The sequence below is a fragment of the Paenibacillus hamazuiensis genome, assembly GCF_023276405.1.
GTDB lineage: Bacteria > Bacillota > Bacilli > Paenibacillales > NBRC-103111 > Paenibacillus_AF > Paenibacillus_AF hamazuiensis.
The window spans coordinates 3111900-3123930 of sequence record NZ_JALRMO010000001.1 but is presented as its reverse complement, the minus strand read 5'-3'; the positions used below and the strand labels follow the sequence as shown (position 1 = coordinate 3123930).

12 protein-coding genes are annotated in these 12031 nt (G+C 52.2%); all 12 read left to right on the top strand.

Going from position 1 to position 12031, the window contains the following annotated elements:
* Positions 1 to 118: 118 nt before the first annotated feature.
* The 12 genes from MYS68_RS13750 to fliE all read left to right on the top strand — a co-directional run bounded on the left by MYS68_RS13750 (position 119) and on the right by fliE (position 11992).
* Positions 119 to 379 carry a hypothetical protein gene (locus tag MYS68_RS13750; protein WP_248926389.1) on the top strand — a complete coding sequence of 87 codons (261 nt, stop codon included), beginning with the start codon at positions 119 to 121 and terminating at the stop codon, positions 377 to 379.
* Positions 380 to 700: 321 nt separating this feature from the next.
* Positions 701 to 1870: an ADP-forming succinate--CoA ligase subunit beta gene (gene sucC / locus MYS68_RS13745; RefSeq protein WP_248926388.1), complete on the top strand. Its 1170-nt coding sequence runs from the start codon at positions 701 to 703 to the stop codon at positions 1868 to 1870.
* 36 nt (positions 1871 to 1906) lie between these two features.
* Positions 1907 to 2839, top strand: coding sequence for a succinate--CoA ligase subunit alpha (gene sucD, locus MYS68_RS13740; protein ID WP_248926387.1), 933 nt, complete (start codon positions 1907 to 1909; stop codon positions 2837 to 2839).
* Positions 2840 to 2970: 131 nt separating this feature from the next.
* Entirely contained in the window at positions 2971 to 4071 is a 1101-nt protein-coding gene (dprA, locus tag MYS68_RS13735; protein WP_248926386.1) for a DNA-processing protein DprA, read from the top strand.
* A gap of 46 nt (positions 4072 to 4117) precedes the next feature.
* The gene (gene topA / locus MYS68_RS13730) at positions 4118 to 6214 is read left to right on the top strand and encodes a type I DNA topoisomerase (protein WP_248926385.1); all 2097 of its coding nucleotides are present in this window, start codon (positions 4118 to 4120) and stop codon (positions 6212 to 6214) included.
* Between the two features lie 4 nt (positions 6215 to 6218).
* Positions 6219 to 7556 (top strand): FADH(2)-oxidizing methylenetetrahydrofolate--tRNA-(uracil(54)-C(5))-methyltransferase TrmFO, encoded by a 1338-nt coding sequence (trmFO, locus tag MYS68_RS13725; RefSeq protein WP_248926384.1) that lies wholly within the window; start codon positions 6219 to 6221, stop codon positions 7554 to 7556.
* A gap of 181 nt (positions 7557 to 7737) precedes the next feature.
* Entirely contained in the window at positions 7738 to 8283 is a 546-nt protein-coding gene (hslV, locus tag MYS68_RS13720) for an ATP-dependent protease subunit HslV (RefSeq protein WP_248926383.1), read from the top strand.
* A 39-nt stretch (positions 8284 to 8322) separates the two neighbouring features.
* Positions 8323 to 9717 (top strand): ATP-dependent protease ATPase subunit HslU, encoded by a 1395-nt coding sequence (hslU, locus tag MYS68_RS13715; protein ID WP_248926382.1) that lies wholly within the window; start codon positions 8323 to 8325, stop codon positions 9715 to 9717.
* 64 nt (positions 9718 to 9781) lie between these two features.
* The gene (codY, locus tag MYS68_RS13710) at positions 9782 to 10555 is read left to right on the top strand and encodes a GTP-sensing pleiotropic transcriptional regulator CodY (RefSeq protein WP_248926381.1); all 774 of its coding nucleotides are present in this window, start codon (positions 9782 to 9784) and stop codon (positions 10553 to 10555) included.
* Positions 10556 to 10795: 240 nt separating this feature from the next.
* Positions 10796 to 11197, top strand: a complete 402-nt coding sequence (flgB, locus tag MYS68_RS13705) for a flagellar basal body rod protein FlgB (RefSeq protein ID WP_248926380.1) — start codon at positions 10796 to 10798, stop codon at positions 11195 to 11197.
* 3 nt (positions 11198 to 11200) lie between these two features.
* Entirely contained in the window at positions 11201 to 11650 is a 450-nt protein-coding gene (flgC, locus tag MYS68_RS13700) for a flagellar basal body rod protein FlgC (RefSeq protein ID WP_248926379.1), read from the top strand.
* Positions 11651 to 11710: 60 nt separating this feature from the next.
* Positions 11711 to 11992: a flagellar hook-basal body complex protein FliE gene (fliE, locus tag MYS68_RS13695; RefSeq protein WP_420852219.1), complete on the top strand. Its 282-nt coding sequence runs from the start codon at positions 11711 to 11713 to the stop codon at positions 11990 to 11992.
* Positions 11993 to 12031 lie beyond the last annotated feature (39 nt).

Here is a 12031-nt window from a genome sequence, read left to right as displayed (position 1 = left end):
TCCTTGGCAAAAGGTGCTTCCTTATTGGCCGATGGTCCGATGAAACGGTTAGTCCCATTTTAGTACAAACGGTTGAAAAATGCAAAATTGGGCAAAGCTACATAATGAGGTGATCATCATGCAGCAGAAACCTTATTTTTGCCCGAACTGCCGTTCCAATCGCGTCAAGTTCAGCGTCATTTCGAACTACTCGCAGCGTTTTTTGAAGGATGCGATTACCGGAGAAGTTCAGGAAATGAGCGAACCTGCTCCGATCGAGCAAGCCGAGCCGGAAATCCAATGCCTGGTTTGCAGCTTTGTCGGCAACGAGCTTCGCTTTATCAAGCAGGCGGAACGGGAGCCGCGAGCGATGACGCAGACGAATCCGACTTATATGTAACACCCGAAGAACGCATTTTTTCTATTGTGGAAGAGATGCGTTCCTTTTTTGTTTTTTATTACCTGGAAAAAGAGAAAAAACGGGTAATTTTACCTCCTTGCAACCGATTTCAACAAAAAAAATTGTAGTTCGCTACAAAAAATGAGGAAACCGCCCGAAAAAAGTGGTACAATATTGAATGTTGTGTAATGGTTACTTACATGTTCGAATAGAATATGCCGCCGACACAGCGAAATAAGATGTCGTTTGCGACGAAGTCGCTGTTTTTTGCGCGCCTTCGTAGCACTATAGATGCTATTACTGATAGGAGGATTTTGCTAAATGAATATCCATGAGTATCAAGGCAAGGAAGTGCTGAAACAGTACGGTGTCAGCGTTCCTGAAGGTAAGGTCGCTTTCTCGGTGGATGAAGCCGTAGAAGCCGCAAAGTCGCTCGGCACGCCTGTTGTCGTGGTCAAAGCGCAAATTCACGCCGGTGGCCGCGGTAAAGCAGGCGGCGTCAAGGTTGCGAAAAATTTGGACGAGGTTCGTACATACGCCCAGCAAATCCTCGGTAAAGTGCTCGTGACGCATCAAACCGGTCCGGAAGGAAAAGAAGTGAAGCGCCTGCTCATCGAGCAAGGCTGCGATATCAAGAAAGAATATTATGTCGGTGTGGTCGTTGACCGCGCTACGGGACGCGTCGTGATGATGGCTTCCGAAGAAGGCGGTACGGAAATCGAAGAAGTGGCCGCTCACACGCCGGAGAAAATTTTCAAAGAAGTGATCGACCCTGCGATCGGTCTGCAGCCGTTCCAAGCTCGCAAGCTGGCCTATGCCATCAACATCCCGGGCGAGCTCGTTAACAAAGCGGTTAAATTCATGACCGCTCTTTATACCGCATTCGTCGAGAAAGACTGCTCGATTGCGGAAATCAACCCGCTCGTCGTTACCGGCGACGGCAATGTGATGGCGCTTGACGCCAAATTGAACTTCGATTCCAACGCGCTGTACCGCCATCCGGAAATTTTGGAGCTGCGCGACCTGGACGAAGAAGATGAGAAGGAAATTCAGGCATCCAAATTCGACCTGAGCTACATCGCGCTCGACGGCAACATCGGTTGTATGGTTAACGGCGCGGGTCTCGCTATGTCGACGATGGATATTATCAAATATTACGGCGGCGAACCGGCGAACTTCCTCGATGTAGGCGGCGGCGCGACGACCGAGAAAGTAACCGAAGCGTTCAAAATCATTTTGTCCGACCCGGCTGTAAAAGGCATTTTCGTCAACATTTTCGGCGGCATCATGAAATGTGACGTTATCGCCGACGGCGTTATCGAGGCGGCGAAGCAAGTTGGTCTGGACCGTCCGCTCGTCGTGCGCCTGGAAGGTACGAACGTCGAGCTCGGCAAGAAGAAGCTGAACGAATCCGGCCTCAACATCGTGGCGGCCGAATCGATGGCCGACGGCGCGCAAAAAATCGTCGCTCTTGTGAAGGAAGTTAAATAATTCGCTCAATAATATTAAGGGATGTGAACCATAAAAATGAGTATTTTGATCAATAAAAATACAAAAGTCATCACCCAAAATATGACCGGTAAAACCGGGATGTTCCATACCAAAGGCGGCCTCGAATACGGCACGCAAATGGTGGCCGGCGTCACTCCGGGCAAAGGCGGCATGGACGTCGACTTCACGCTGGAAAACGGTTCTACCGTTACGCTTCCGGTTTACAATACGGTAAAAGAAGCCGTAGAGAAAACGGGCGCAACCGTTTCGGTCATTTACGTTCCGCCTGCAGGCGCGGCCGACTCCATCATGGAAGCGGTGGATGCCGAGCTCGATCTCGTCATCTGTATCACAGAAGGCATTCCGGTTCTCGACATGGTTAAAGTGAAGCGTTACATGGAAGGCAAAAAAACCCGCCTGATCGGACCAAACTGTCCGGGCGTCATTACGCCGGGCGAGTGCAAAATCGGCATCATGCCGGGATATATTCATACTCCGGGTCATGTCGGCGTCGTTTCGCGCTCCGGAACGCTCACTTACGAGGCGGTTCACCAGCTTTCGACACGCGGCATCGGCCAATCGTCCGCAGTCGGCATCGGCGGCGACCCGGTCAAAGGCTCCGAGTTCATCGATATCCTCAAGCTGTTTAACGAAGACCCGGATACGTACGCGGTCATCATGATCGGCGAAATCGGCGGCACGGCGGAAGAGGAAGCCGCCGAATGGATCGCGGCCAACATGAAAAAGCCGGTTGTCGGCTTCATCGGCGGTCAAACCGCGCCTCCGGGAAAACGGATGGGCCATGCCGGCGCAATCATTTCCGGCGGCAAAGGCACAGCGGCGGAGAAAGTCGCAACGATGGAGCGCTGCGGCATCAAAGTTGCACCGACGCCTTCCGAAATGGGCTCCACACTTGTAGAAGTGCTCAAGGAAAAAGGTCTTCTCGAAAAATGCATCACTAAAAAATAATACGTTGTTTTGACAAGAAGGTAAGCAACCTTTCACATTCCGTTATCGGGATATGGAAGGTTGCTTTTTTTCGTACGAAGGACTGGGGGACCTTGTCAAATTTGTGATATGCAAAGGAGTTGTTATATACTATGGACGATCGTATTTTATTAATCGCTTTACACGAGACCCCCGGCATCGGGTGGAAAACGATCCGGCGCATCGTCGATTCCATGCAGGATCTGAAGGAACTTCCGCACATTCCGTCGGACGACTGGGCGGCATTCGGGATCGCTCCTGCCAAAATCGTCTCCGTGCATAATTCTTTTCTTGCATCGCTGCAGCGGGAGAGAGTTCAGCGTTACCGTACGCTTGGCGTCCGGGCGATGACTGCTTGGGATGACGATTACCCGGAGCTGCTGAAGCATATCGCTCAGCCGCCGTGGGTGCTTTATCTGAAAGGCGATGCCGCGAGGATGAGCCGCCCCTGCATCGGCATGGTCGGCACGCGCAATCCTACCGTTTATGGGAAAAAGGTCGCGGAGCAGCTGGCGGAGTCATTGTCCGCCTCCGGCGCCTGCGTGGTCAGCGGCCTGGCCCGCGGCATCGACACGTCTGCCCATGTCGGAGCGCTGCGCGCGAGCGGAGGAGGCGGCGGCACGATCGGCGTACTCGGCTGCGGCATCGACGGCATTTATCCTCCGGAAAATCGCAGCCTGTTTCACCGGATCGAAGAAAGCGGTCTGCTCGTATCCGAATATCCGCCGCAAACCCCGTCGCTTCCGGGTTTGTTTCCGCAGCGCAACCGGATTATCGCCGGACTGAGTCTTGGCGTTGCCGTCATCGAGGCCGCTGAGCGAAGCGGTTCGCTCATCACGGCCGATCAGGCGCTCGATGCGTGCAGGGACGTATTCGCCGTGCCGGGTCCGATCACGTCTCCGAAAAGCGCGGGAACGCTCGCTCTGATCAAGAACGGAGCGAAATTAATCACTTGCGCCGAAGATATATTGGAAGAGTACCGGCATCGCATGACGTTTGGAGAAACTACATACATTAATGATAATTCCCGCCAAGAATGCCTGAGCGATGACGAACGGACAATCGCCTCTTTTTTATCGGCTGAGCCGGTTACTTTCGACGAACTGCTCGCACTCAGCCAATTTAACTTTGGACATTTGCATTCAGTTCTGTTATCCTTACTTTTGAAAAAAAGGATCGAGCAGCTGCCCGGTTCCGCTTATATAATCATATAATGTCGAAGCTCACCGGAGTTTAATATCGTGAGGGGGGAAAGACCCTATGGCAGATTCACTCGTCATTGTAGAGTCGCCCGCAAAAGCAAAAACAATAGGCAAATACTTGGGCAATAAATTTATCGTCAAAGCGTCCATGGGGCATATTCGCGACTTGCCAAAAAGCCAGATGGGCGTTGAGATTAAAAAAAATTTCGAACCTAAATACATCACGATCCGCGGAAAGGGCAACGTCCTAAAAGAACTGAAGGACGCCCGGAAAAAAGTAAAAAAAGTATATCTCGCAGCGGACCCTGACCGCGAAGGGGAAGCGATTGCGTGGCATCTGGCGCATTATCTGGAGCTCGGAGAAGACGAGGCTTGCCGCGTCGTTTTCAATGAAATTACGAAACAGGCCGTCAAGGATGCGTTCAAGACTCCGCGCAAAATCAATCAGGATCTGGTCAATGCGCAGCAGGCGCGGCGTATTTTGGATCGTTTGGTCGGTTACAAGATCAGCCCGCTATTGTGGAAGAAAGTAAAAAAGGGGCTATCCGCCGGGCGCGTCCAGTCCGTCGCCGTCAAATTGATCTATGACCGGGAAAACGAAATCAAAGCGTTCGTCCCGGAAGAATACTGGACGATCACCGCTTCGCTCAAGGCGGGGCAAAGCTCGTTCGAAGCGAAGTTTTACCAGGCGGACGGCGATAAAAAAGAGCTTCATAACGAAGCCGAAGTGCAGGCGGTGCTGAAGGCGATCGAAGGCCAGACCTTCATCGTCCGCGAGGTGAAGGAAAAGGAGCGGCTGCGCAACCCGTCTCCGCCGTTTATCACAAGCTCCATGCAGCAGGAGGCGGCACGCAAGCTGAACTTTCGCGCAGCCAAGACGATGTCCGTCGCCCAGCAGCTTTATGAAGGCATCGACATCGGCAGCGAAGGTACGGTCGGTTTGATTACGTATATGCGTACCGATTCGACGCGGATTTCTCCGGTCGCCCAGGAGGAAGCGAAAGAGTATATCACGGCCAAATACGGTGAAGCGTATTATCCGGAAACGCCGCGCAGTTATTTGAAGAAAACGGCCAATGCGCAGGACGCGCACGAGGCGATTCGCCCGAGCTCCGTGCTCCGCGAGCCGGAGCAGATCAAGGAATATTTGAGCCGCGACCAATACCGGCTTTACAAGCTGATTTGGGAGCGTTTCGTGGCAAGCCAGATGGCGTCCGCCGTCATGGATACGATGACCGTCGATATTGTCGTGGGCACTACGATTTTCCGCGCCGTCGGCTCCAAGGTCAAATTCCCCGGGTTCATGAAGGTATATGTGGAAGGCACGGACGACGGCGGAAACACCGAGGAGGAAAAGTTCCTTCCCCCGCTGAAGTCGGGAGACAAGGTGAAAAAGGAACGGATCGAACCGAAGCAGCATTTCACCCAGCCCCCTCCACGGTATACGGAGGCGCGGCTTGTGAGGGCGTTGGAGGAGATGGGCATCGGACGACCGAGCACGTATGCGCCGACCCTGGAAACGATCCAAAAGCGCGGGTACGTTGCGATCGAGGACAAAAAGTTCGTGCCGACCGAGCTCGGAGAGCTGGTTATCGAGCAGATGGTCGAATTTTTCCCGGAGATTCTCGACGTCGAGTTTACGGCTCAAATGGAAGAAGAGCTTGACCATGTCGAAGAAGGCAAGGAAGACTGGGTCAAAGTGCTGGAGCAGTTCTACAGCTCCTTGGAGAAACGTCTGGAAGTCGCCGAGGAAGAAATGGAAAAGATCGAAATCCAGGACGAGGTTTCCGACGAGGTTTGCGAAAAATGCGGCAAACATATGGTCTACAAGCTCGGCCGCTTCGGCAAGTTTCTGGCATGCTCCGGTTTCCCGGACTGCCGCAATACGAAGCCGATCGTGAAGGATACCGGCGTAACCTGCCCGACCTGCAAGGAAGGGAAAGTGGTCGAGCGCCGCAGCAAGAAAGGCCGGGTGTTTTACGGCTGCGATCAATACCCGGGCTGCGATTTCGTATCGTGGGATAAACCCGTCAGCAAAGCATGTCCGAGCTGCTCATCCTTGATGGTAGAGAAGCGGAGCAAAAGCGGCGTCAACCTGCAGTGTACGGCATGCGATTATAAAGAGGAAGCCGAGGAAGCGAATCAGGAGGATTGACACATTGTCCGACGTTCAAAAAGTAACCGTCATCGGGGCGGGGCTTGCCGGCAGCGAAGCCGCATGGCAAATCGCGAAGCAGGGCGTTCCGGTCGTATTATATGAAATGCGGCCGGTTCGCAAAACCCCCGCCCACATTACAGATAAATTCGCCGAGCTTGTCTGCAGCAATTCTTTGCGCGCGAACGGCCTGACAAACGCCGTCGGTGTTCTTAAAGAAGAGATGCGGATGCTCGGCTCGCTCATTATGTCCTCGGCCGACCGCAATGCGGTGCCGGCCGGAGGGGCGCTGGCTGTCGACCGCGACGGTTTTTCCGGCGACATTACGGAAGCGCTGCGGAGTCATCCCTTGATCGAAGTGCGCAACGAAGAAGTAGAGCGGCTTCCCGACGGCATCGTCGTCGTCGCCAGCGGTCCGCTCACTTCGCCGTCGTTGTCCGCTCATCTGCAAGAGCTGATGGGGGAAGAATATTTGTATTTTTACGATGCGGCCGCGCCGATCGTGGAGAAAGATTCGATCGATATGAGCAAGGTGTACTTGGCATCCCGCTACGATAAAGGCGATGCGGCCTATTTGAACTGCCCGATGACCGAGGAGGAGTTCAACGTCTTTTACGAAGCGATCATTGCCGCGGAAACGGCGCCGGTGAAAGAGTTCGAGAAGGAAATTTACTTCGAGGGCTGCATGCCGATCGAGGTGATGATGAAGCGCGGCAAGCAAACTGCGTTATTCGGCCCGATGAAGCCGGTAGGTCTTGTGAACCCGCATACCGGCCAGTTGCCCTACGCGGTTGTTCAGCTTCGTCAAGATAACGCGGCGGGCACTCTATACAATCTGGTCGGCTTCCAAACCCATCTGAAATGGGGGGAGCAGAAGCGGGTGTTTTCGCTGATTCCCGGACTTGAAAATGCGGAGTTTGTCCGCTACGGGGTCATGCACCGCAACACGTTCATCAATTCACCTAAGCTGCTGCGCCCGACGTACCAGTTTAAAGGCCGCGACAGCCTGTTTTTCGCCGGACAAATGACAGGGGTCGAAGGATATGTCGAATCGGCCGCTTCGGGCCTTATCGCGGGAATGAATGCGGCACGTCTGGCCAGGGGGCAGGAATGCCTCGTGCTTCCTGCAGATACGACGCTCGGCAGCATGGCGCATTACATCACAACGGCGGATTTCAAGCATTTTCAGCCGATGAATGCGAACTTCGGGTTATTCCCGCCGCTAACTGACAAGATCAAAAACAAAAAGCTGAAAAACGAAGCGATTGCCAGACGAGCTATTGAGAAAATTCAGAATTTTGCACAAAATGAATACAATTCGACTTGTAACCCGGCGCTTTAGTGTGGTAATATAATAATGTTTTTCCCCTTATACCACCTATAGCTTGGCACAAATCGGTCAAGAACGGAAACAGCAGCAAGCGGTCACTTTGATGCTGTTTCTTTGTTTTCGTACGGGCATTTTTAGAAAAATCATCGGAGATAACGGGCTCCCGAAAGAGCCGCCTGGGAGGGAAATTAGCTTGGAACAAACCTTTCACGCGACGACGATTTTTGCGGTGAAACACGAAGGGAAAGGTGCGATAGCCGGAGACGGCCAGGTCACCTTCGGAAACAGCATGGTTATGAAAAACTCCGCGAAAAAGGTGAGGCGGCTTTACCGCGGCAAAGTGATTGCCGGATTCGCCGGTTCCGTGGCGGATGCGATCACGCTCTTTGAAAAATTTGAGGGCAAGCTGGAGGAGCATCAAGGCAACCTGCAGCGCGCAGCGGTCGAGCTTGCGAAAGATTGGCGGTCGGACCGCGTGCTGCGAAGATTGGAAGCGATGATGATCGTGATGGACGCCACCGGCTTGCTGCTGATCTCCGGAAACGGCGAAATTATCGAACCGGACGACGGTATTCTTGCAATCGGCTCCGGAGGCAGCTTTGCGCTGGCCGCGGGCAGGGCGCTTAAGCGTTACGCTCCGCATATGTCGGCGAAGGAAATCGCCCATGCCGCCTTGACGATGGCTGCGGAAATTTGTGTGTTCACAAATCACAATATCATCGTCGAAGAAATCGAATAACCGCTGGCGGATCACATTTTTTCGAAGGAGGCCAACGCATTGAAACCTGCATCCTTAACCCCAAGACAAATTGTCGCCGAGCTGGACAAATATATCGTCGGGCAAAAATCGGCGAAAAAATCGGTAGCCGTTGCCCTTCGCAATCGTTACCGCAGAAGCTTGCTGGACGAATCGATGCGGGACGAGATCGTTCCGAAAAATATTTTGATGATCGGGCCGACCGGCGTCGGCAAAACCGAAATCGCCCGGCGTTTGGCGAAGCTCGTTCACGCGCCTTTCATCAAGGTCGAAGCGACGAAATTCACCGAAGTCGGCTATGTAGGCCGCGATGTGGAATCGATGGTGCGCGACCTCGTCGAGACTTCCATCCGGATGGTGAAAGCGGAAAAAACGGAGAAAGTGAAGGACAAGGCCGAACAGATGGCCAACGAGAAAATCGTGACCATTCTTGTACCGAACCCGAACCGCCAAAAAAATCAGCGCAATCCGCTGGAAATGATTTTCGGCGGACAACAGCAGCCGGATAAAGATGAAGCGGAAAACGACTACGCTTTGCTTGCGAGCAGGGACAAGGTTCGCGAGCGGCTCAAGAAGGGCGAGCTCGAAAACGATACGATCGAGATTGAAGTGGAGGACAATGCTCCTTCCATGCTGGATATGCTTGCAGGGCAGGGCAACGAACAAGCCGGCATGAACATGCAGGAATTGTTCGGCAGCCTGATGCCGAAAAAGACGAAAAAACGAAAGCTTCCCATTAAAGAAGCGCGCAAGGTGCTCATCCAGGAGGAAGCGCAAAAGCTGCTCGACATGGATGAGGTGTACCAGGAATCGGTCAAGCGTGCCGAGCAATCCGGCATTATTTTCATCGACGAAATCGATAAAATATGCAGCTCGGGCCGCGGCAACGGGCCGGACGTTTCGCGTGAAGGAGTGCAGCGCGACATTCTTCCGATCGTGGAGGGCTCCACCATAATGACCAAATACGGTCCGGTAAAAACGGACTATATTCTTTTTATTGCAGCAGGCGCTTTTCACATTGCCAAACCTTCCGATTTGATCCCGGAGCTGCAAGGGCGTTTTCCGATTCGCGTCGAGCTCAGCACGCTGACCGAAGCGGATCTCGTATCGATTTTGAAAGAGCCGAAAAACGCGCTCACGAAACAATACACTGCCTTGCTTGAAACCGAAGGCATCCGTGTGGAGTTTTCCGACGAGGCGATCCGGGAGATTGCCCGCATTGCCGCCGAGGTTAACCAAAATACCGACAATATCGGCGCCAGACGGCTTCACACGATACTTGAGAAGCTGCTGGAGGACCTCTCCTTCGAGGCGCCGGACATCACGCTCGAGCAAATCCAGATTACTCCCGAATACGTTCGCGAAAAATTGTCCGACATCGTGCAAAATCGCGATTTAAGCCAATATATTTTGTAAAGATTATAAAAAATTTTTTAGCATTTCCGATCGCTCAAGCGGTATAGATTTGGAGGCAATATGAATGACGTTATTAAACAAGACCCGAAGACTTAACCGATTGCTGCAGAAAGAAGCCGGCAACCCGGTCAGCTTTCTGGATATGGCTGAAGTGCTCAGCGACATTTTGAGCGCGAATATTTTTGTGGTCAGCCGGAAAGGGAAAATACTGGGCAACGCTTTTTACAGCATGTCGCTCAAAGCGACGATGGATCCGGAGACGCTGCAGGAAAAGCGTTTCCCGCAGGAATACAACCAGCTCTTGCTGAAAGTCAGCGAAACGTCCTCCAACCTGGACAAAACGAGCGTTTACAACGTTCATAGAGGGCTTGGCGAAAACGAGCTGCTCTACATTACGATCGTTCCCATTATCGGTGCCGGCGAACGGCTCGGCACCTTGATTTTGACCAAAAACGAGCACCCTTTCATCGACGACGATCTTATTCTCGCCGAGTACGGCTCCACCGTCGTCGCGATGGAAATTCTTCGCGAGAAGGCGGAGCAAATCGAGATTGAAGCACGGAGCAAGGCGGTTGTTCATGTTGCCGTCGGATCTTTGTCGTTTAGCGAATTGGAAGCGGTCGAGCATATTTTTGAGGAATTGAGCGGGATGGAGGGGCTGCTCGTCGCGAGCAAAATCGCCGACCGTGTGGGCATAACCCGTTCCGTGATCGTAAATGCATTGCGCAAGCTGGAAAGCGCCGGGGTGATCGAAACTAGATCTCTCGGCATGAAGGGAACGTATATTCGCGTGCTTAACGACCAGTTGCTCACGGGAATCGAGCAACTGAAGGCATGAATTTTTGTTAATTATTTCACAAAATGAGGCCCTATCTGCAAAGATAGGGCTTTTTTCTTATTGTAAAGTATGTCGAGTTTATTCAAGATATATATTGTTTTTGTAGAAAATAAATGTATTTTTTGGGTTACATGACGGTACTACTATAATTTTTAATAAAATCTGTCGAATGAAGGAGGATATTCTGCATCTCTTGTTGAATAAGAGATTTAACATAGTTGTGAAAGTGGGTATAAAGATATGTTTCTGCTCAGCAAACCCGGGTTTCAACTCATGGAACGGGCTCTCGACGCTTCCGCCCTTCGACAAAAAGTGATAGCCAACAACGTGGCGAACGTGGACACTCCATATTTTAAACGTTCCGACGTCCGGTTCGAAGAATTGCTTCAGCAGGAAATGAACGGAGCCAGCCTGGAAGGCAGAAGAACGGATCCGCGGCATTTTTACATAGGCCGTCCCGCCGTACCGATGGAGCCCAAGGTTGTGCAGGACGGCAGCACGTCGATCAACAACAACCTCAACAACGTCGATGTGGACTACGAAATGTCGCTTATGGCCAAAAACCAATTGCGTTACAACGTGATGATCCAGCAGGTTAACAATGATTTGAAAAAAATCAGAACGGCCATCGGAGGAAGATAATAAATGAGGCTCACCAACGGATTCGACATTAGCGCTTCAGCGCTTACTGCACAGCGGCTGAGAATGGATGTCATTTCCTCGAATATCGCCAACGCGGATACGACCAGAGGCAAATATGTAAACGGCAAATGGGTTCCTTATCAGCGCAAGCTCGTGACAATGGAGCCGAAATCGCAGCCGACGTTCGCGCAGTCGCTTCAGTCGGCTATGACCGACGGTACCGGAGAAGGCGTGAAGGTTTCCAAAATTATCGAAGATACTTCGCCTTTCAAGCAAGTATATAATCCGACGCATCCCGACTCGGACGAAAACGGCTATGTCATGATGCCGAACGTCGACGTGCTCAAGGAAATGGTGGACATGATCTCGGCCACAAGGTCGTACGAGGCAAACGTCACGGCTCTTAACGCCTCCAAGGCGCTCATTACGAAAGCGATGGAAATAGGCAAATAGTACATATACATATAAAAAAAACGGGGTGTATCCATGATTGACAAAATTGCCGCTCTTCCCATGAAGACGGTTCCTGTTTCGGAAAGCAAGCCAAGCGAAGGGATCAGTGCCGCAGAGCTGTCGAACCGTTTCGGTCAATTTCTGAACGATGCGATTGCCAAGCTGAACGATGATCAAAGCACGGTAGATAAGCTGAATCAGCAATTCGTGAAAGGCGAGCTGTCCGATGTGCATCAGCTGATGATCGCCTCGGAAAAAGCTTCGCTCGGCCTCGAACTCACTGTCCAAGTTCGCAACAAGGCGGTAGAGGCTTACCAGGAAATCATGAGAATGCAGATTTAGCGATAGAGATGCGGCATAGCAACGGTCTTCCGGATGGGG

Bases quoted from the DNA above. Each gene is read 5' to 3' on its own strand.
- sucC (WP_248926388.1), top strand. From the start codon at position 701: ATGAATATCCATGAGTATCAAGGCAAGGAAGTGCTGAAACAGTACGGT.
- topA (WP_248926385.1), top strand. From the start codon at position 4,118: ATGGCAGATTCACTCGTCATTGTAGAGTCGCCCGCAAAAGCAAAAACA.
- sucD (WP_248926387.1), top strand. From the start codon at position 1,907: ATGAGTATTTTGATCAATAAAAATACAAAAGTCATCACCCAAAATATG.
- fliE (WP_420852219.1), top strand. From the start codon at position 11,711: ATGAAGACGGTTCCTGTTTCGGAAAGCAAGCCAAGCGAAGGGATCAGT.
- codY (WP_248926381.1), top strand. From the start codon at position 9,782: ATGACGTTATTAAACAAGACCCGAAGACTTAACCGATTGCTGCAGAAA.
- dprA (WP_248926386.1), top strand. From the start codon at position 2,971: ATGGACGATCGTATTTTATTAATCGCTTTACACGAGACCCCCGGCATC.
- MYS68_RS13750 (WP_248926389.1), top strand. From the start codon at position 119: ATGCAGCAGAAACCTTATTTTTGCCCGAACTGCCGTTCCAATCGCGTC.
- flgC (WP_248926379.1), top strand. From the start codon at position 11,201: ATGAGGCTCACCAACGGATTCGACATTAGCGCTTCAGCGCTTACTGCA.
- flgB (WP_248926380.1), top strand. From the start codon at position 10,796: ATGTTTCTGCTCAGCAAACCCGGGTTTCAACTCATGGAACGGGCTCTC.